Source organism: Psychrobacter pygoscelis, from assembly GCF_004335015.1.
Classification (GTDB): Bacteria; Pseudomonadota; Gammaproteobacteria; order Pseudomonadales; family Moraxellaceae; genus Psychrobacter; species Psychrobacter pygoscelis.
Genome location: NZ_RQRU01000002.1, coordinates 264,962 through 286,502 on the forward strand (window position 1 = coordinate 264,962; position 21,541 = coordinate 286,502).

At 43.0% G+C, this 21,541-nt stretch carries 17 protein-coding genes, 1 tRNA gene and 1 other RNA gene; 6 read left to right on the forward strand and 13 right to left on the reverse strand.

Translation table 11 applies throughout. From position 1 onward, the window contains the following. Positions 1-144 precede the first annotated feature (144 nt). The 10 genes from EGV92_RS05930 to coaD form a co-directional block, all read right to left on the reverse strand. A complete protein-coding gene (locus tag EGV92_RS05930; protein WP_242678634.1) occupies positions 145-1,347 on the reverse strand; it encodes a capsule biosynthesis protein in 1,203 nt (400 codons plus the stop codon). Between the two features lie 421 nt (positions 1,348-1,768). Next, on the reverse strand, positions 1,769-4,198 hold the full coding sequence (locus EGV92_RS05935; protein WP_242678635.1) for a capsular polysaccharide biosynthesis protein: 2,430 nt from the start codon (positions 4,196-4,198) through the stop codon (positions 1,769-1,771). 20 nt (positions 4,199-4,218) lie between these two features. Further along, positions 4,219-5,991, reverse strand: a complete 1,773-nt coding sequence (locus EGV92_RS05940; RefSeq protein ID WP_131668318.1) for a polysaccharide biosynthesis/export family protein — start codon at positions 5,989-5,991, stop codon at positions 4,219-4,221. 225 nt (positions 5,992-6,216) lie between these two features. Beyond that, positions 6,217-7,323 (reverse strand): KpsE/RkpR family capsule polysaccharide export protein, encoded by a 1,107-nt coding sequence (locus tag EGV92_RS05945; protein ID WP_165525572.1) that lies wholly within the window; start codon positions 7,321-7,323, stop codon positions 6,217-6,219. Then, on the reverse strand, positions 7,301-7,972 hold the full coding sequence (locus EGV92_RS05950; RefSeq protein ID WP_131668319.1) for an ABC transporter ATP-binding protein: 672 nt from the start codon (positions 7,970-7,972) through the stop codon (positions 7,301-7,303). The genes EGV92_RS05945 and EGV92_RS05950 overlap by 23 nt, the downstream gene beginning before the upstream one ends. A 12-nt stretch (positions 7,973-7,984) precedes the next feature. Continuing rightward, complete coding sequence (locus EGV92_RS05955) at positions 7,985-8,800, reverse strand: ABC transporter permease (protein ID WP_131668320.1); 816 nt, start codon at positions 8,798-8,800, stop codon at positions 7,985-7,987. A gap of 243 nt (positions 8,801-9,043) precedes the next feature. Then, positions 9,044-9,120: transfer RNA gene (locus EGV92_RS05960), tRNA-Met, on the reverse strand. 93 nt (positions 9,121-9,213) lie between these two features. Then, positions 9,214-9,592, reverse strand: an RNA gene (rnpB, locus tag EGV92_RS05965) — RNase P RNA component class A. A 107-nt stretch (positions 9,593-9,699) separates the two neighbouring features. Continuing rightward, the gene (locus EGV92_RS05970) at positions 9,700-9,960 is read right to left on the reverse strand and encodes a YfhL family 4Fe-4S dicluster ferredoxin (RefSeq protein WP_131668321.1); all 261 of its coding nucleotides are present in this window, start codon (positions 9,958-9,960) and stop codon (positions 9,700-9,702) included. Between the two features lie 341 nt (positions 9,961-10,301). Then, a complete protein-coding gene (coaD, locus tag EGV92_RS05975) occupies positions 10,302-10,814 on the reverse strand; it encodes a pantetheine-phosphate adenylyltransferase (RefSeq protein WP_131668322.1) in 513 nt (170 codons plus the stop codon). A gap of 362 nt (positions 10,815-11,176) precedes the next feature. Here coaD and smpB point away from each other — a divergent pair, with 362 nt between their 5' ends. Beyond that, positions 11,177-11,650, forward strand: coding sequence for an SsrA-binding protein SmpB (gene smpB, locus EGV92_RS05980; RefSeq protein ID WP_131668323.1), 474 nt, complete (start codon positions 11,177-11,179; stop codon positions 11,648-11,650). 137 nt (positions 11,651-11,787) lie between these two features. On the opposite strand, the gene rarD is transcribed toward smpB, so the two are convergent. Then, a complete protein-coding gene (gene rarD / locus EGV92_RS05985; protein WP_131668324.1) occupies positions 11,788-12,819 on the reverse strand; it encodes an EamA family transporter RarD in 1,032 nt (343 codons plus the stop codon). 282 nt (positions 12,820-13,101) lie between these two features. On the opposite strand from rarD, the gene EGV92_RS05990 reads away from it, so the two are divergent. Next, positions 13,102-13,569, forward strand: coding sequence for an Lrp/AsnC family transcriptional regulator (locus tag EGV92_RS05990; RefSeq protein WP_131668325.1), 468 nt, complete (start codon positions 13,102-13,104; stop codon positions 13,567-13,569). Between the two features lie 121 nt (positions 13,570-13,690). Here EGV92_RS05990 and EGV92_RS05995 read toward each other — a convergent pair whose 3' ends face one another. Next, positions 13,691-14,179 (reverse strand): GNAT family N-acetyltransferase, encoded by a 489-nt coding sequence (locus EGV92_RS05995; RefSeq protein ID WP_131668326.1) that lies wholly within the window; start codon positions 14,177-14,179, stop codon positions 13,691-13,693. A gap of 1,062 nt (positions 14,180-15,241) precedes the next feature. Between EGV92_RS05995 and EGV92_RS06000 the strand changes: the two genes are divergently transcribed. The 4 genes from EGV92_RS06000 (at position 15,242) to EGV92_RS06015 (ending at position 18,707) form a co-directional block, all read left to right on the forward strand. Then, positions 15,242-15,805, forward strand: coding sequence for a hypothetical protein (locus tag EGV92_RS06000; RefSeq protein WP_131668327.1), 564 nt, complete (start codon positions 15,242-15,244; stop codon positions 15,803-15,805). A 44-nt stretch (positions 15,806-15,849) separates the two neighbouring features. Further along, a complete protein-coding gene (locus tag EGV92_RS06005; protein ID WP_131668328.1) occupies positions 15,850-16,068 on the forward strand; it encodes a hypothetical protein in 219 nt (72 codons plus the stop codon). A 357-nt stretch (positions 16,069-16,425) separates the two neighbouring features. Beyond that, a complete protein-coding gene (locus EGV92_RS06010; protein ID WP_131668329.1) occupies positions 16,426-17,442 on the forward strand; it encodes a hypothetical protein in 1,017 nt (338 codons plus the stop codon). Next, positions 17,442-18,707, forward strand: a complete 1,266-nt coding sequence (locus tag EGV92_RS06015; protein ID WP_131668330.1) for a DNA cytosine methyltransferase — start codon at positions 17,442-17,444, stop codon at positions 18,705-18,707. Before EGV92_RS06010 ends, EGV92_RS06015 begins: the two co-directional genes overlap by 1 nt. Positions 18,708-18,766: 59 nt before the next feature. On the opposite strand, the gene ligA is transcribed toward EGV92_RS06015, so the two are convergent. Further along, a complete protein-coding gene (gene ligA, locus EGV92_RS06020; protein ID WP_423227902.1) occupies positions 18,767-20,758 on the reverse strand; it encodes an NAD-dependent DNA ligase LigA in 1,992 nt (663 codons plus the stop codon). Positions 20,759-21,541: the final 783 nt, after the last annotated feature.

Here is a 21,541-nt window from a genome sequence, read left to right on the forward strand (position 1 = left end):
AATCCACTTTATGGCTTTCAGCTTGATAAGCAAACCACCATCCCAAGCGTCAAATCTATACCTAAAACTTATACCTAAAAACTAGACTTAAAATCTAAGCATGAGAACCAGACATCAAGGCTATGTTCGTGATTGAGCCTGCTCCTAAATCTTGTCATTAGCAGAGATGATGGATGCATGTTTATGCATCCAAGGCGACTTGCCATAAAAAGAGCCATTAAGCTGCGTTTGATCAATTAAAAACTCTCTAAAGCGTAGATAAAACTCATGATCAGGCTTTCTTGGCGTCTGCCAAAACTTATCTAGCGGCTGGGGATCTGTTAGGCGCTCCGTATTATATATTGCCCTTCCCATCACTTTAGTCGGTTTTTTATGGTAAATAGATTGTAGCCCAGTCGTACTATTGATCGTAATCATACCAACGCTGTGTTTGACCAACGTCGGCAAATGCATGTCACAGCCGTAAAATACTCGGTCGCCAACATTGTAACCTGCAGCAATACCGCGAATGACGGCACGATAATCTCGATGACCACGATCTAGCGGATGATGTTTAAATAATAACAACTTATCCGCAGGGGCATGACCAGCAAAGCTACCGATGACCTCATCAATAAACTGCACTATATCCAAATAATCGCTATGATGAGTAATCTGTGAATCATTATGCACTTGCAGACTTACCAAAAAATACTGCCCATCAGCATTATTAGCTAAGCGATGTTGCAACGCTTTATCAGGCCAGTAACTCTTTAGCTTACGCCACGGCGCTTTGAGCCAAGCGATTGCTTCTTGCCAAGCCGTCATTCCGCGGTAATGGCTATAGTGGGGATAGCGATGCTTAAAGGCTCTGGTGATGACATAATAGACAATAGCCGCTACACACAATCGATAAAAGCGGTTTTGGGTATATAGTGGGGTGTCATTGGCTTTATTTAAGGCACTAATATCCTCGACATCTAGTCTAGAATAGCCATTAATACCGTGCTCTTGTAAGGTAATGTAATCGGGGCGAAGGTAACCCTCTTCAAACACAAAAAAGGAGACTTCTAGCTGCTCACAAAGACGGGCAGCCTGTAGGTGATGCGGGCGACAATCGCCAAAGCAAACCACAGCATCTATCTGATGATTAGCAATAAATGAAGTGAGCCAAGGCGTGAAAGCAGCAAGTGTCCCGACATAATCATAAGCGTGCTTATGCTTATAAAAAAAGGCATCGCCAGCATTAAAGTTGATCTTACTAACTTGAATATCTTGCGACTGTAAAAAACTGGCAAACCGGTCAAAAAACTTGCCCATCTTACCTTGCAATAACAGCACATGATTATGCGTTAGAAGGTGTTGCATTGATGCTGCCATAGGATAAAATCACCGTTTTGTCTAGATCGCGGCTACAATTATAAGCTAAAAGCTAGCGCGCAAAATTGGTTTATCACTTAAACTTCAATAATTTATTCTACCCCTTATCAATATCATACGAATAAACCCTTCAGTTTGGCTACTAAAGCAATTCATCTAATGTATCGAACTGGCTATTACAACTCAGTGAACTATCCTGAATTTATATTGATATCAATAAGTTAGTACTTCAAAACTTTTAAATAAAGGTTGTTAAATAACAGACTTTGACATAAAAGCCACTTATACAAAAGATAGCCACTCATGCTTATATTATTGCACGTTAGCACTCGTCTTCATTGACCAGCCAGTACTGAGTGCACTAACAACACCAACCACGGTCAAGAGCAAATTTAAAGTAGATTGACCGTTAGCTTTGATTTTTATGCAGCTGCTGCCACCGATGACGCAGTTGCATAAATCGGGTATTTGCTTGTCTTTTAGCAGGCGATAAAACATTAGACGTTAACGAGGCAACGAAAGACGATTTAGTGTTATTGGTAGAGTGGCTTATATTCGAATATTTTACTGGGTTATGACCATCCTTACTGGGGTACAGATAGTCGATAACTTGCTCGGGCTGCGCTAAGCCATACCCTTCTGGCAGACGATAAATTGGGTAGCAGATAAGTGTACAATAAATGAGCTGCTCAATCGTCAAGGGTGTATCACGATGTCGACGCCGCAAAAAATCTGATTTTGGAGCAAGGTGAGCATCGATATCATGAGTTAATCCCCAACCTGCATAAAAAGGCAAACCATAACAAACCACCTCTAAACCGCGAAGGAGCGCTTCAAATCCTGTTAGCGAGCTAATAGTATGCACCTCATCCACTGCCTCTAGACAGTCTGGCATCGCCATCTCGTACGCCACACTATCGACTAACTTAAGCGTGTCTTTATCCACGATACCCGCACGTAATCCTGCCTCGACATCGGGATGCGGCTTATAAATAAGATAAGCCTCAGGGTAATCTTCACGCACACGCTCAATAAGTGCTGAATTGCTCTTAATCAACGAGCCGCAATACTGAATAGAGAGGTCATCTTCTACTTGACCTACGATAAGTAATCGGCGCTTATTAGCCATTACCTCTGTATTTATTCCGTTATTGCTATTAGCAGTCCCAACATTGTATTTGCTCACTCGCTGGGTTAGTAGCTGTTGCCATAATCTCTGCACTCGAGCTTGTTGCTCAGTGCTCAAATTGGCACAAGTGCCGAGCAGCTGCTCCAAATCAGAAGGCTGAGTGGCATCATAATAAATACCTTGCTTATCAATAACCACAGAGAGCGGCGCCAGTAGCGTTGCGCCTAGGCCATTGGAGCGGATGAAGCCATCTTCCATACAGTATATAGTCGGTACGGTAATGCCTTTTTGCTGTAGTTTGTTTTGTAACTGCTGCCGTTTTGCCAAGCCCCAAACCAAGGCCGGGGAATGATAATCCATACGAAAATGATCAGGGTGCAGTAGATTTTTTAGCCGCGGCTTAGGCTTAACAAACAACTCTGTCTGCGGAAAATTCACAAAATCCTTAACAAACGGTAGCTTCCAACGACTAAATTCAAAAACAGTTAGCGGGCCTGCCAGCTTATCTTGCCAATGGCGATTCGTTACCAACCAATCCATAACGGTATTAAGATCGGAAGCCTGCCTAGTAGCAGGGTCCACGTAACGACTATACTGAATATAAGCAGCATAAAATAACTGTTCAACTGTCGCTGTAGCATTCGCTGAAGTATTGTTCAGACGCTTAAACCCGAAGCGCTCCTTTAGATTTTTACTTGGCACGGATTTGGTCTTTAATCGACGTTTTTGTACCTTTTGAAGCAGCTTTTTAGGCGCATGGCTATCATCAGTCAGCCCCCAACCACTGTACCAATTAACCCCAAAGCAGTGTACCTGCTTACCCAGCATCAGAGCCTCGAAGCCCATATGCGAGCTGACGGTATAGACGTGCTCTACTTGCTTTAATAAGGCAATGGGATTTAGTACTTCAGTCAGTAGCTTGACGTTTTTAGGCAACTTAAGCGCGGTCAGATAGCCTTGTTTGCCAGCAGGATGGGCCTTGATCCAAATAGCCGCTTGCGGGTGAGTACGACAAGCAATTTTTAGCATTTTCTCAAATTGCTTAGCGTCAGCCCCCGCCCCTTTTATAGAGGCATCTCCATAGGTTTGATCAATTAACAACACATGGTAGCAGCTACTCGTAGGGGCAGGTCGAGCGTTAGTGGCAGACGACAATGAGCTATTAAGCTCTGGACAATAGGTCGTATTGTTATATTTACTAAGATTATTATCACAAAGCTTCGTCATCATTGACTGAGCGCTTTGAGATGGTAAAGACGACCACTTATCACAGTTTTGCAGAATAAACTGCTCTAACCGTGAAGGCTTTGCGAGATCGAAATAGATGCCAAGATCATCAACCACCACACTCATACCGTATTTGCTTGAGATCCCTGAGTCCAAAGAGCGTACGAAGCCATCTTCAATACTCAATACTGGAACATGACTGCGGCGCGCAGCTTTGCTAGCCCGTTTGAAGCTCTTTTTGCGGCCCCAACCTATAAAGGCGTTAGGCTGTGGATTTGATGCTATCAGTCTTGACCAAGGGTACCAACGCTGAACATGGGCCCTCAATACCTGATTTAACAAAGTATTGTTATTCAGCATCCCTTTACCAACCGCTGCCAACTGCTTAGGAATCGCTGGCTCTAAATCGAGGCGGCTATAGGCTGTAAGTTCATTGCCGTCTCGATTACTACTGCTACGCATTACAGAGCTATTTTTTATCATTGAGGGGCTTTTCTCAGTCGTTAGAGATCCAATATAACTTTAGCCGCTACCGCCAGCTGATAGATAATTTGCGAGACGCCGCGCGTAATTTCAACACGTTTGGTTTTGACTTTTGGCAAGACCATAATTTCGTCACCCTGCTGGATTCTATAAGCGGTGTTAACGACTTCATTCACCCCGTTTTGGTGAATAATAAGAATCTCATTGGTATCTGCATTATCATCAAACCCACCAGACTTAGCGATGTAATCACCTACCGTAAAGTCAGGATTAAAGGTTAATGCACCTTGCGCTCGAACCTGACCATTGACTGAAATAACAGAAGTTTGCTCTGGAATTTCGATCACATCACCCTGCTGCAGGATAACCTCTTGCCATGAGTTAGGTACTACGACAAGCTGACCTGTTGGCTGGACATTGCGAGCTTTAGCAATAAATTGCTTGACCAGATTGGCATCATCTTGACGCAGTGCCGCTTCTTCACGAGTCGTAGACTGGGTCGCCAGAGTCATCTCTTCTAAGCGGTCAAGAGACTTATTTATCAGGCGTTTTTGCTGGTCAGCAATTGAGTCGCGATATATGGTTAGATGCGTCATATTGGCAAGTGGGCTGGGCTGTAGCTGCGGTATGATATCTTTTAAGCGTGCGCCATAAGGTAGGATCATTGCGCCATTTCCCGTATGCGCCCCTTTGACCTGAACGGCAATGGTTCCAGCATAGCGGTCTGAGGTTACGACCAGCTGATCACCATTATTCACCGGCACATTTTGCGCTTCTGCTAACGTGTAGTATTCAGCAGTTTGTGCTCGGCCAGCACTTCTGGTAATACTAACATTTGTCGCATTTGCTGCTGGATTAGCCACACTAAGTACATCACCAATGGTTAGGTCGGACACATTAAACTCAAAGGTATAAGCATTTTGTACTTGACCTGACACTTGAAAAGTTTTCTTTTGCGGTGCAACGGTAATGACATCACCGTCTTGGAAGGCAAAGGGTTGCAGCTTACCTGCCAATAAAAAATCGTATAAATTCACTTGCTGTACGAGCGAACCATTGCGGCGAATTTGAATATCAATGTAGCTGCCGCGCTCTGGGTCTACGCCGCCAGCACGGTCCAAATAAGACAATACAGAGTCCGCAGCAAGACCACCATAATAACCTGGCTGCTCGACAAAGCCTGTGACAAATACCTTCACCGGCTGTGCTTGCTCTAAAGATGCATACACGCCGACATTAGAGCGGTAAATGCGCTTAACCGCACTCTCAACGACATTCTGTAAATTGCCGTTACTAACGCCAGCGATGCGTACTGGCCCCACATTGGGTAAGAAAATATTCCCTTGTGGATCTACCGTCATAGTAGCTGCATACTGGTAAGCCCCCCACATGCGTACTTGTACATTGTCACCAGGGTTGATGGTATAGCTGTCATTAAATGTCGAACCAGAAGTCGTGGAAAAAGCACCGCGAAAAAGCTGCTCGCCAAACATCTGAACTTCTGTATTCACATCTTGATACGGCCGAGTCGTCGTAATAAGAGACTGCGAGGGCAAGCTTGAAGCTTGAACGGCCTCTTGAGCGGAGGCTTCACCAGGAACCCCACCTACAAAGGCTTGAGTACGAGCGCCTCTATTTTGCGTCATACTATTCGCTGAGGTTCCAAAACTTGATCCGGCCAGTTGATCGGCATAACTGGTCGCTGAATAGGCTACAGAAGCACTGCCTGTAACCAATAGCAAACTAAGTGCCTGATACAATACTCTCGCAGTAGGACGGGGGGCTGAATTCATGAACCTATTTCCTTAACTAATCTGTCTCAATAACGACTATTTTTACTACCAGGCATTTGCATTTTCATTTAGTAGCATCAGTTAGTAGCGTTGTTGTTTAGTATTCTTACTTAGTATCATAGCTATCTAGCATCCTAATTATTAAACGATAATTAGTAGCTACGATGCTCAATATTGTTAATTTTAAATGGCTGATTTACCACCCAACTGCTTTTAGCTTACACCTTAACTACGATGATCTTTGATAACGGCCATGACTAACCGCACAAATCCATATAACACCAACAGCAGCGCTAACGATGTCCAAATAATATACATATGGCGAGGATAAGTAGCTTCTTCTGCTTCATAAGGCGCTGAGATGACGATCAGATTTTTCATCTTACGAAAAGCTTCTAAGCGGGCTTTTTCGAGCGAAGATAGCGACAATTTATAGAGCTCAGTGGCAAACTCTACATCCGCTTTTATACTCTCAAACTGCACGGCTTGGCGGTTAAGCTTAGTAGTATTCGGTGAAGTCAATTTAGTCTGTTCTTGGGCAATTTGTTCTTCGACTGCTGATATTTGGCTTCTTAATGACACCACTTGCGGAGCATCTGGATTAAGATAACTAAGTAATTGCCGCTCTTCGGTTCGCAGTGACGCCAGTTGAGCTTGCAAGCTGCCTATCAGCTGGTTGACTAGCTGAGCATTGGCTTGTGGATCAAATATCTCATTTTCATTTTGATAATTCAGCAGCTGCTCTTTTGAGGAATTAAGTCGATCTTCCGCCTCTTTTAGTTGGGTCTCAGCAAAGCTGAGCTGATCTTGAGCCACTTGCTGTGAAATACGATTAACGAATTGTTCAGACTCTTTAAGAATCGCTTGGTTAAGCTGAAGTGCATACTCAGGTGAAAAGCCTTCAGTAGTAACCGTCAACACGTAGCTTTGCTCATCAAGGTCAATATGCACACGATCTTTAAAATACTCTAATAGCTCTTCTTGTGTGGCATCAGGTGCAATCTCATAGATAGGATCGCTACCATCAATATAATAGGCATCACGAAAATGAAACCGCTGATCTAAGCGCTTGATCATATCATTCGACAAGATATATTCGGTCAAATAGGTCGCATCTTCCTTACTGGTGCTATTAACTCCCAATAAGGCTGACAGTCCCCCTGCTGTCGGTACTGCAGTGTCACTCACCTGCTTCACAACCACATCTGCAGTAGAAATGTAGCGAGGGTGCGCTAAAGTCATCACATAGAATATGATCAATACCCAAGGTAAAATCACGAGGCCGATCAACAACGAAAAGTTGATGATCTTATTTTTTCGCTTTGTGAACATGCTCTTTATACACCTCAATCGCTTCTTTAGTATCCTCAAACACATGCGCGGTTTGATTCATCAATACAATGCCGATATCACAGTTACGCTCAATATCGCCTAAATTATGGGACACGACCAAAAATCCTGCCTGCTCACGCCGAGCTGCTAAAATCTCTTCACTGCGCTTACGAAACGCCGCGTCACCTACTGCTCCTGCCTCATCTAACATATAGTAATCAAAATCAAAAGCCAGACTGAGACCAAAAGTTAAGCGCGCTTTCATACCGGATGAGTAGCTCTTTACTGGCATATCGAAATAATTACCAATGTCAGCAAACTCTTCGACAAAACGAATCTTTTCGTCGATATAATCACCGCTTGAATATAACCTACAAACGAATCGGACATTTTGCCGACCGGTTAAGCTGCCTTGGAAGCCGCCCGCTACCCCAACTGGCCAAGAAATTGTCGAATTGGTAATAATCTCACCACTATCAGGCTCATCAAGGCCACAAATAATTCGCAGTAGCGTTGACTTCCCCGCACCATTACGCCCTAATAAGCCGACGCTTTGCTTATCGCCAATCGTTAAATTTAAATCGCGAAAAAGATAATGACGACCTTGTTTGGTCAAAAAGGACTTGGAAATATTTTTTATTTCAATCATTGAATAGCCCACTTACTTAGACCGAATTAAGTCTTTTTCTACCGCTTTATATAATAATAGTCCCACAAAATTAACACTGACCATCCACTTTAAGAAATATCCTATATCAATGTGATGGGCAGGATAGTTTGGCGCCAAGGCATGACGAATCATTTCTAAATTATGAATAAAGGGATTATACAGCAGATAACTAAAATAAGGTTCTGGCACAATATGAATTGAGTAAATAACGCCAGAGGCAAAATACAATACGGTAAAAATTAAGCTAACAACCTTACTAATCTCGCCGCCATAATAGCCTATCACCATCATGATCATGGCCAGACCAAAACTAAACAAAAACAGCGTAATCCAACAAAATAAAACGATGTGTAAATTGGCCAAACTGATCGTAAAAGCTCCGAAGAATACTAGTAAAGCAATCAGTAGGACAAAAGTAAAAAAGTAAATAACCAACTCTAAAAACGATCGAGCAATAATGACATCGATATGCCTAACCGAGCGATACATCAGCAGACCCTGATTGGCCTCAACTGCGCCTAATGAACGATTGGCAATACGGCTAAGCATCTGATAAGGCACCAAACCTGCTATCAAAAATAGCTTGTAATCCATTCCTGGCATTACTCTATTCATAACGGCACCAAAGATTACTAAATAAATAGCAACTTGAAAGATGACTTCTAAAGGTGCCCAAAGATAACCCAGTCGGTAGCCGCCGAATCGAGTCTGTAGCTCACGCATTAATAATGCATGAAACGCTGCGCCCATGACCTTGAGGCCACTACGGTGTTTTACGGGACGGTATGGAGGTAGCTTAACTGACATAATGCCGCAGGACTCGTAAGATTGGCAGGAAAATCAGCCCCTATGATAAGCAAGCAATGCTTAAGTTACAAGAAGTAATCAGTAGTGGCTTAAAGAGTGCTGTCTTAGGGTAAGGTTCTAGCAAAGATTATGAGCAGTAAATTGATAGCAGAAAGGCTTTTGAATATCCGACAGGACAACGGTATTAAATTTTGCCCAATAAAAAAGCCAGCAACCTAAGCTGCTGACCTTCTTATATGAATTTGGTGGCGATGAAGAGACTTGAACTCTTGACCTCACGATTATGAGTCGTGCGCTCTAACCAGCTGAGCTACATCGCCTTTTGAGGGTCGCTATTATGCCGAAGACAGTGACTATCGTCAACCCTTAAACTAACAAAAATATGAAAACTTACTAGAATTACTATAATAGATTAGGTTGGTAAACCGATAAGCCGGGTTCTGTCGAGGACGATCATTCATCTAGGCGACCCATCGCTGAGCCGCTCAAGCAACCTACCCGCACCGAACGCGGGCCGCGCCGTATCGATGCCTATTTGGTCTTGCTACGCGTGGAGTTTACCTTGCCGTGAACTGTTGCCAGCCACGCGGTGCGCTCTTACCGCACCCTTTCACCCTTACCGCACTGCTAAGATTAGTAGTGCGGCGGTCTCCTCTCTGCTGCACTGGTCGTCAGGTTACCCTGCCCAGCCGTTAGCTGGCACGCTGCCCTATGTAGCCCGGACTTTCCTCCCTTTGGCAGTTATGCAAACAAGTTGCAAAACTCTCAAACGGCGATCGTCTAGTTTACCAAGCGGCGTATTATAGCAAATAATGCCTAGATATACTGAATTCTTTTATATTATTCCTATAAGTCTGTTAAGTGTCAGTCATGACCTAAAGGTTTAAATAATACTATCCTCAATCAGTAGTAGACTGACCGGTAATGCGTTTAAACTTCGCCAATAGCTCACCATCGCTTTCTGGATGATTGGGGTCCTTAGGAATGCAGTCGATGGGACAAATCTGCACACACTGCGGCTCATCAAAATGTCCCACGCACTCAGTACAAAGATCTGGATTAATCTCGTAGATATCTTCGCCTTCAGATATGGCATCGTTGGGACAGACTGGCTCACAGACATCACAGTTGATACACTCGTCAGTGATAAGCAGCGCCATAATAATCTCTCCTGATGCTTGTAATTAAAGCATCTCGCTTTGCATTGTCAATAATATATGGGCAGTTAACACATCTTAAAGACAGCTATACTAAGGTTAGTTTAACGACTAGGCAGCCTGTCAGTTTAGCTCAGCATTAACCAAAGCAATTATACACCGAAGTACCTGTATTCTATAAGGTGGTGATTTTGTTCATAGCTAACTGCAATTGTAAATGACTACCCACTACAAATAATGGCCTATCGATTAAGGATCTGTAGCTACATTCATAATTTAACGAATTTTTGCATAAAATTAATAGAAGCTTTGCATCAACAGATGCCAGTCGCTGGAATGCTGCCTCACTGTTCCGTTAGTTTTCTATTAAAACCAGTCAATACACAATCAGGAACAAACTTGCTCACATCACCGCCAAGCTTAGCAATCTCGCGGATCATCGTTGATGAAATAAACGAATAATCTTGCGAGGGTGTCAAAAATACCGCTTCAAAATTTTCATCCAGCTCGCGATTCATATTAGCCAGCTGAAACTCATACTCAAAGTCTGACATAGCGCGCAGCCCTCTTAGTACAGCCGTGGCATTTTTTTCCCGCATAAAATCAACCAATAAGCCTTCAAAGCCGATGACTGACACTTGTGGTAGCGAGCTAAACACCGACTCCACCATCTCAACCCGCTCTTCAAAGGTAAATAAGGGCTTTTTGTGATGGCCAATTGCTACGGCGATGACCACTTCATCAAAGAGCTTAACGGCTCTATTGACCAAGTCTATATGGCCATTAGTGATGGGGTCAAAAGTACCAGGATATAAAACTTTGGTATGGAGAGTATCAGCTTTGGTAGTCGTTGGCATACTTGGGGTCATAAGCGCATATCAGATTGGTAGTGGAAGGTAATATTACCGGCTATCTTAACAAGTTTGCCAATGAGTTAACATGGCTAAAAGTTAATTTATCCTTTGCGCAGTTATTCTCGCTAGAATTTTTAAACCTTCTCTATTCGGATACATCAAGTATTCAATGTAGCCGCGTAATGCTCATTGCCTTTTACCTACTGTAAGACGGTGGGCTTTTCAGACTGCGCCTAGGTTTGCTACAATAGTAGGTTCGACTCACGCCTAGTGAGGAATCAGCCAGATTGAAGTCGCCATATGACAACTTCAATCAAAGGCTCAAAGTCAAGCACTTACAATCTAGTGCTTAAAGAGAGGTTACGATGGCAAAATCTAAAAAACCTGACAACCAAATTTGTGCCAATAAAAAGGCTCGTCATGAGTACTTCATCGAGGAGACTTTTGAGGCAGGCTTGGTACTTGAGGGCTGGGAAGTCAAGGCCATTCGCGCTGGAAAGATGAGCATTACTGAGGCATACGTTGTCTTTCGAAATGGTGAGGCATTCTTATTCGGTGCTCACATTCAGCCGCTATTATCAAGCTCAACCCACGTCGATCCTGATAGCATCCGCACGCGCAAGCTGCTATTAAACCGTCGTGAGATTGATAAGCTATTCGGCGCCGTTAATCAAAAAGGCTTTGCTTGTGTGCCCTTAGCTTGCTACTGGAAGCGCTCAATGGTTAAGTGTCAGATTGCACTGGCGCAAGGTAAAAAGCTACACGATAAGCGTAAAACCTTAAAAGATCGTGATTGGGAACGTGATAAACAACGCGGCTTTAAACAGCATCTGGATTAATGGCTGGATACAAAGCTTGGTCTTTAACTGGTCTATGTTGAACCTCGATGCCCAAAGAAGCCCTGCTTAGATTGCAGGGCTTCTTACGCTTATTACCCCTACCCAAATCGCCTTAATCTAACCCTTATCCCCACTGCTTAACTGACAACCGTTTCAGGCTTCGCTTGAGTATCTGCTTGTGGCTTAAGTAAAGACTCAGTGCTTCGTAAGGAGCGAATACCTTGGCAAATTAGACAAGCAATCCCTGCCCAAATCAGCCCATAGCTAAACAACATCTCTGGCTCAAAAGGATTGCCAAGTACAGTAACTGCCAACAAAAATAATAACGCTGGCTCAAGATAGCTAAGCATCCCAAATACATTGACTGGTAGCTTTTGACTGGCATCGACATTCGTCTGCATCGCCAGCACGCTAATGACGCCTAAACCTATAAGCATCGCAATAAGGTAACCAGAGCTCACGACAACATCTAAGGTCGCTGGGGCAATAATAAATAAATAACCAATGGCAAATGGCGCTAATACCGTCAAATCAACCAACAATCCCGTTAGCGCTGAGATACCTTGCTTGCGGCGCATGATGTAATAGATTGGATAGGTCGTACACACCCATAGTGTCGCCCAAGAGATGCTCTGAGTACGAATCAGCTCACTTGCTACCCCAAGCCCTGCCAGCCCCACCGCCAACCATTGTAATTTCGATAGCTTTTCGCCAAAGAACACGCAACCAAAAATCACCATCATTAGCGGAAATAAAAAATAACCCATCGCTGTCTGAACGCCTTGACCATTAACTGGCGCCCACATAAACAACCAAAACTGACTGGCAAATATTGGTGTAGGCAGTAAGAGCCAAGCCCATTGTTTTACCGACTTTAGGCCTCGTAGCAGACGAAGGCTATTCGTCATTCGTCCTGATAACGTTAGAAATCCGACCAACGCCGCCCACATCGCTAACATGCGCCAAATAAAGACCTGTGTCCCTGATAACGGCTCAAGCCAGCTACTATAAGTGTACAACACACCAAACAGGACGTTAGACAATACTGCAAGTCCAGCCCCTAAGATCAGATTACGTTGGCGCGCATCTCTGTGACCAAAGATACCAGATAACACTCCGCTCTTATAAGCGCGCTGTGTTTGATAGTTCTGCGTGGCTTGAATAGTCATGAATGTCTCTTAACCATAATAGGGAATACCTATATTTTAGAGGCATCTCATGATATTATTTCTCTATAAACCGCCATTAGTAGTTTTTATTTTCAAAATACTTCTAAATTAGATATTTTTTACCATATTATTTTAATATATCAAAAATATATTACTTTGCAGACTGTTAGCTGCATTATTTAGACTACTGACACCCCATTTATTAAGAGGTCATTATTAAATTACCCTCTATATAAGAGACACTTATTTATCCTATACCCCTTATTTATTGAGTAAAAATTGATGACTCAGCCTTTAGACAATACTGATAAAGCGATATTAAACTTGCTGCAAGAGGATGCGACGCTGCCATTAAAGTCTATTGCAGAACAGGTCCACGTCTCAGTCGCTACGGCTCAGCGCCGTGTCCAACAATTAACAGAGTCAGGAGTGATTACTAAGCAAGTGGCTATCGTGGACCCTAATAAAGTGGGTTTTGGCCTGACAGTATTTGTGATGATAGAAATGGAGCGCTCAAACACCTCGATGCAACATCGATTTGAGCGTTTGATGCATGAGCAGCCGCAAGTGATGAGCTGTTATGAAGTGTCAGGAGATTTTGATTTTTTATTGGCAGTCAATGCCAAAAATATGAGTGACTACCACAGATTTACCCGAAACATCCTAACCTATGAGAACAACGTGCGCACTTTTAAGAGTCAGTTTGTTATGAACTTTACCAAAAGTGGCACTAAGATCTTTTTGGACTAAAAGTCCCAGTCGTCGTGAGCTCTGTCAACTACAACGGCTAACTTTGGTAACACGCACTATTTGCTAGCCTCTAATAAAAAGAATTATGCCTAGATAATAAAGCAAAGGCTGATTATTCTCTTTACAGTAAGTCCTTTCGGTACTGCACCATATGGGTTCTAGTCGCTAACTTATCGCATAACGTCCGAAGAGTGGAGTTATCCTTTTCAGTCGTCCAATATACGTGATTGCATTCATTAACAGTCGCAAAATCATAAACTTGCTCTAACAAAACGCGTCCTACTCCTTGACCACGCGCTACTTCACTGACGAATAAATCTTCAAGGCAACAGCAAAAAGACGTACTCCAAGTATTGGGGTGCAATATCACGTGAGTGATACCAACCAAAGTATCCTGATCTGCTGCATTCTTTTGCCAAGCACCGAAACCATAGACTAAAGTATCGCTTCCTAACAAATGCTGCCATGTTGATTGTATCGTGCTTTTGGGCAGCTTAGTCTCAAACAAGCTAAGATAGCGCTGCCATAACTCTAACCAACTCTCATAATGCGATTCAGACAATGGGTAGGTTTGTACGGTATTGTTATTGTTATTATTATTGTTATTCAATGTTTACTCCTAGCTTATTATGCCTATCTAATTTGATCATACTCTTGAACCTGAACTAAGTATTTCTTTAATATTTGGTGCAGATATATCGCCCCATTGTAGTGATTACAAAATAACTGCACTATAAGTGTGCAATTTTGGTTGATATTAACCTTTTTTATGCAGCTGCCTTATTTACTCCTTAAGTCGCTAAATGTAATTTCATTATTGACCTTCAAACGCAGACTGCAAAAAATAACTTCTGTTTAATACACCTCTGTATTAATGACCACCCATCTTCTTCATCCCCTCCATTAGTTTCTCTTAGAATCAGGTATAACGTATCCTACCTGTTTCTCCACTCAATTGTTTAATAAAATAATACTAATTATATGTTTAGTCTAATCAATAATGCCTTAAAATTAGCTAAAATTATTCATAGGCAAAAATAATGCCAAAAGACACCTCTAATTTTACTCACTAAAGTCATTGATATATATAATATTATTTTTTTATCAAAATAATACGCCCTTATAATAGGTTAAGTTAGCTCTATAAGATATAAAATAATTATTTTATTGCCAAGCGCTGTTTAGACCCTGAAAGCTAAGAGATAAAACTGCTTCATAAAAGAGTAGCTGGTGTAAATTTACTGACTAGCAGTTATGAGATAACGGAGGTGGGCATAAATGTATTCCAGCGACTTTGTGTCAAATCTAAAATGGATTGACTATATATAGCCATTTTCGCCAACAGTGATGAATAAGCACAGGTATGGTCTATACTATATCCATATCCTATAAACTTAATTTCTTATAGAGCCACTACGTTTCGCACCATCTATACTCTTGTGACTTTGAGAAGCTAATTGCTGAGCATGAGAGCAACTGCTCCTATACAAAATTTTTAGGTGTAAGCACTAGCCCACAAAGCAAGAGCCTTGACCATGACCCTCAACAAACTTATAAAAAGGTAAACCCATTGATAGATTCAACATTTCCTATTGTTAGGTATAAACGCTGGTTTCCATATACTAGTCCTGTGCATTTAGGGTCTAAGACGAGCGCTTTAGTCAGCGCTACCATGGCACTGATGATGCTCACAAGCTGCCAAGATGCTAGTCACCCTAGCGCTGAAGACTCGGTACAGATTGAGATGCATGATGAGCGTCAGAACCCTAACGTGACAACGACTGAGGGTCATGACCTTGCGGCTACTGAGATAACTTCTGAACCTCCAACTGAGACTGAGATCCAGCAGCCTGGCTCAGTGCTGCAAGTCGACTGGTCGAAGATCGATAGCGGCGTTTCTCCTATTGCGGCAACCAACTATGACTATCCCTTTGCGCTAGACAGTCAGCCTGTCACCTCTTATATGTCTTTTTTTGATGTCGATGCACCGACTGCCCAGCATAATCTTACGGTCGGCATGGCGAGTAATGAGGCACTATCTCGAGTGTTGGATCAATTGAGTAACCACTATGTCGCACACGAATTAACCGACGGCAATGATATTAAGCTCATTATTCATACCACAGCTGACGTTGCTCCCAGTCGCCACGATTATGTCTTTGCAGATGAGTTTGCACGCGGGCTAAGTCTACCGATCATTATTCAACCTGATGGTAGTAAGCGGCCCAATCAATAATTGGAGCGAGAGCTACTGACGGTAAATCGCCTTTTATCAGTACATTGCCTACGGTTATTGATAATGAGATTCGGACAGTAGCAGCTGATACTCAAGCTGGCTTTGGCAACAGATTAGAGGCTATTCTTAGCGAAGCAAGACCTGCGACTGATGTAGAAGCGAGAAAGGTACGACTGCTTCAAAGCTATGACTATCATACCTCGGTCGATCCATTTTACTTAAGCGCTGCCAATCCTTCTGTGATCAGTAATCAGTATCACTAAGTCATATTGGTTAGTCTTGGAAAATAAAAAAGACAGCACTGGCTGTCTTTATTGGTCTATGCTATGGCTTATCATTGCTATTGTATGATGCTGACTTATGGTCATCTCGTGGTGAGAATGACGCTAAGCATTGAATGCTTTGGTTGGCTATATAGGAATTGGGATGGGTTTGGGGATAGGTTTGTCTGTGAGTACGACTAACGATTGAACAAAGACGAGACAGAGGGCATTTAGATTTAACAGCCTACTTTATCTCATACCTACATAACTAATTATATACGTGTTTATAACTCATGCCTACAATGGTAGAATCACGGCTACAAATAGCTTACCTATCACAAGAGAATATATTACTCCATGCAGACTATTGAAGACCTGGCTCAAGATGCCTGTAATTATTGGCCAACTGAATTAGTGAAAGAAGCCGCTGATAAAAGCACTTTGATTCCGCTTCTAGAAACTCAAGATACCTTTCTAAGTCTTTTAAAAGTTGCTGATGCCACTCCTTATGCATGGAAGGATATGCTTACTCAAACTAAGTCCTTATCGGCTAATGTTTTTTTGAAGCACCTAATGGTACTTACTGATCTAGGTGGTGAGCGTCTACAACGCTATGCTAAAGACTTTTCTCAGTTGTTCCCAAAAGGAGTATTAGAGTTTGTATATGATGATACTAATCACATCTATGAGTTTAGCAAACCTAAAAAACGTATTTGGAATAATAAAAAGCTAAGAGTCGAAAAATCTTTATTACTAGAAGAGCGACAGATATTTACTGATGACATGCTTGATGTTTGTATGTTATTAATTTGGGGCGCTAATACGACTAATCCTATATACCTACCAGATGAAATCTTAGAAAAAGCAATTATTGGCAGTTTAATTGGTAATAGCGATAAGTTAGATAAATATGTCAAAGAGCGTTATTTATTTGTCAGTCGCCAAATTGGTGGTTCTACAGCTAACGATCTGGGTTATATTTGTGAAGCGTATATTAAGGACAAATTAGAGAATTTACTACCAGACCATTATAATCTTGCAGGACATACGTTAGAAAACGTCACTTTAAATGATACCCAACTTACTAAATTTGATTTAGTTGTTTTAAATTCTATAACAAACCGCTCTATAGGCATAGAAATCAGTTTCCAAGTTACTACTAACTCTGTTATTGAGAGAAAGGCACAGAATGCTAATAACAGACAACAACTTGCCCATCAGAATGGTCATAAAGTTGGCTATATTATCGATGGTTCGGGTAACTTTCAGAGAAAAAGTGCTATTCAAAACATACTGAACTATAGTGATTGCACTGTTAATTTTTCTGAGAATGGTTTGTTAAAAATGGCTAATTATATAAAAGATAATGTTTAATGATAAGATTTATAGATTTATTTGCTGGAACAGGTGGTATCAGACTTGGCTTTGAACAAGCCCTAAATGAGCTAGGTATAAAGTCAAAATGTATTCTGAGCGCAGAAATAGATAAAGAAGCATGTAAAACTTATGAGGCAAATTTTGGTGAAAACGCCTACTGTGATATTACACAACTGTCTGAGGTAGAAGACTTTGATGTTCTTCTTGCAGGATTTCCTTGTCAGGCCTTTTCTTCTGCAGGAAAAAGATTAGGGTTTGAAGATACAAGAGGTACTTTATTCTTCGATGTAGCTCGTTTAATCAAAAGTAAACAGCCATCACTATGTATTCTCGAGAATGTACGAGGTTTAGTAGGTCACAATAGAGGAAGAACTTTTGAGACTATTAAAAATGTCTTAAGCGATTTAGGCTATAAGTTTGAGTATAGATTACTAAACTCTAGTAACTATGGGTTAGCTCAAAATCGTGTACGTATTTACATAGTAGCAGTCAAAGACTTTTCTCCAATACTTACATTAGCTAATGATGTTGGTGCTGTAGACTCTCATGCTTTTAAAAATAACTTGATGAATGGTAATTTATTTCATGAACATCAATCAGTATTAGTTAAAGATATTCTAGAAAACAATCCGAATGCTAAATATGACTGCTCTGAAGAATTTACTAAGAAGTTAACTAAGGTATTAGAAGGCGATCTAAATAAGCTACATGGTATACGCCTTATCGATAGTCGAGGTGGCAACTCCATTCATTCGTGGGATTTAGGTCTGCGCGGTGAATGCTCAGTGCATGAAATAGAATTTATGGATTTGCTAATCGCTAATCGTCGAAAAAAAATTTTTGGTACGCACCAAGATGGTAAAGCCCTTAGTAAAAAACAAATAGAAACTTTTTATCCTTATGATGATATTGACTCAATTATTAGTTCTCTATTGCAAAAACGCTATATTAAGGAAGCGAATGGGCTATATAATCTGGTTGCAGGTAATATGTCATTTGAAGTTTTCAAATTTCTTGACCCTGATAGTATCTCCATCACATTAACGGCCTCTGATTCTAATCGGTTAGGTGTATACCATAATGGGCGTGTGCGGCGTCTTACACCTAGAGAATGTGCAAGATTACAAGGCTTTCCTGACTCTTATGTCTTACACCCTAAGGATACCTGTGCTTATAAACAATTCGGTAATGCAGTAAGCGTTCCTGTAATCAAAGCACTTGTTAAAGATGTTATGATTCATAACCCTAACCTTTTTAAATAAGCTTAAAAGGTTAGCAGTTCATATATCTAATTATATATACCTTTGTCAAACATAATATTTCAATCTCCAATCAACGCTAAAAACTTTGCTTCATCAACGACTTCTACGCCTAGCTTCTCGGCCTTGGTAAGCTTTGACCCTGCCTTCTCCCCTGCCAGCAATGCCGTAGTTTTAGAGGAGATACTGCCAGACACTTTAGCGCCTAGGCCTTGCAGCTTGGCCTTGGCCTCATCACGTGCCATGCTCGATAAGGTGCCGGTGATGACCCACGTCTGACCATCAAGCGGTAGGTCGGCGGAGGCGATTTGCTCGATCTTGTCCCAATGTACGCCAGCCTGTTGTAGCGCCTCAATCACCTCAATATTGTGCTCAGCGCGGAAGAAGTCATGAATAAGCTCGGCTGTGATGGTGCCCACATCGGGCACAGCCTCTAACGCTTCGATGCTGGCGGTCATAATCGCTGGCAAATCGCCAAAGTACTCGGCAAGATTGCGAGCGGTGGTCTCGCCCACACCGCGAATGCCGAGGGCGTAAATGAAGCGTGGTAAGGTGGTCTTTTTGCTGGCTTCAATGGCGGCTAGGATATTAGCGACGGACTTTTCACCGAGTTTCTCAAAAGTGACCAGCTCTTCGGCGTGGTCTTTGAGGCGGTAGATATCGGCGACAGTTTTGACGATACCATGCTCAAAGAAGCTGATGAGCCAGCGCTCGCCGAGGCCATCAATGTCGATAGCGCGGCGCGAGACGAAGTGAATCAGCGCCTCTTGCTGCTGGGCAGGACAAAATAGCCCGCCAGAACAGCGCGCTAAGGCTTCCCCTTCTGGCAGCACAACAGGCGAGTCGCAGACAGGGCATTCTTTAGGCAGGGTAACGGGCTTAGTGCCTTCGGGGCGCATGTCATGCCAGACGCGGGTGACTTTAGGGATGACGTCGCCTGCGCGGTGCACGCTGACGGTATCGCCGGCGCGCACGTCCAAGCGCTGAATCTCGCCGAAGTTATGCAAGGTCACATTACTCACGGTGACGCCGCCGACTTGTACAGGCTCGAGCTTACCGACTGGGGTAATCTGACCGGTGCGACCAACTTGCCACTCGATATTGTTAAGGGTAGTCATGACCGTCTCGGCAGGGAATTTATAGGCCGTCGCCCAGCGTGGCTCACGCGAGAGGAATCCTAACTGGCTTTGCAGCGCTAAATCATTGACCTTGATAACCGTACCATCAATCTCAAACGGCAAATCTGCTCGCGACTCGATAACGGACTCGTAGTAGCTTTGCGCCTCATGGATACCTTGCACCACTTGCACGGCGCTGACGGTAAAGCCCAAGTCTTTGAGCCAAGCTAGCGCGTCTGATTGGGTAGCAATGCTATCTGGTAAGCCTTGATTGACCGAGTAGGCATAGAAGGCTAGCGGTCGACTGGCGGCCACGCTAGGGTCAAGTTGGCGCAGGCTTCCAGCGGCGGCGTTGCGCGGATTGGCAAAGGTCTTGCCGTCGTTCTCTAGAGCTTGGCGGTTAAGGCGTTCAAACCCGGCTTTGGGCATGAGCACTTCGCCGCGCACTTCTAATAGGTCGATATCACGCGCTTCTTCTAGCACCAGCGGCAGGTTGCGAATGGTCTTGGTATTTTGACTGATGTCCTCCCCCGTCTGACCATCGCCACGAGTGATGGCTTGCACGAATTTGCCATTCTCGTACTTAATAGAGACGGCGAGACCGTCGAGTTTTAACTCCATCTCGTAGGCGGGGTTTTTCTGCGCCTCGCTGAGTCGGTCATTGACGCGGCGCATAAAGTCGACGAGGTCGTCTTTGTTAAACACGTTGCCTAAAGATAGCATCGGGATATCGTGGGTGACCTGCGAGAAGGCGGCTAGCGGTGCATCCCCCACCTGACCGGTCGGGCTGTCCGGCTGGATAAGGTCGGAATAGCCCTCTTCAAGCTCAATCAGGCTGCGGCGCAGTTGGTCGTATTCGCTGTCGCTAATCTGCGGGTCATCCAGCACGTAATAGGCATTATTATGAATGCGCAGCGCTTTGATAAGACTGCGCATTTGGGTGATGATGGCGTCGTTGTTTGTTGAGTTGTTTGTTGAGTTGTTTGTTGCAGTAGTGGACTTGCTGTCAGATTTATTAGTGGTCATAGTCGCGGTCTTTTTGAATTTTAATGGTGGCTTATAAGGGATGTTCAGTCAAATATTCAGATGACGATATGATAGCAAGATTGCAGCGTGGATGGCACGAGAGAGCGGTATAAAAGTAGTTGTTATTCGTACATTATTACGCCTAGTCATCTTCGCTCAGGAGGCATCGTTGCCTATGGAGGTAGCGTTTCAATGCTGCTATAGCAGGGGTTAGCAGTCAGGCTATCTGAATAGCAGTTTGGCAAATTATGCCATGATGATTTTGATAGATAATTGTGGATACTATGACTGTTGCTGCTAGAAAGAGGGAAATTTTATATTTTAGGTGGTATGTAGTATGTAACGACTATCCTAGAGGCTTATCAGCCACGACTGTTGGCGCTCAATGACTAAATATAGCCACTTATATCATCAAGCTGACAACTATCTTACCTGGCTTGCTCGGCACTGAGGGCTAGAGTTAAGAGGTATCTCTGCCTAACAACTTGCTCACTACTCGCCAATCTTTGCCGAGCCTGCAAAACCAGTGCAGAAAGCGCACTTTAATATTTATAAGGATATTCGCTGCAAAACGCTATCGTCAGTAATCTTTAACACCTCATCAAAGGTAAAGTGGCAAGTGCTAAAAGCTTGCTAAACCCAGCCACTACTCTAAAACTCCTGAAAGAACAGCAGGTGGGTAAGTCCAAGACT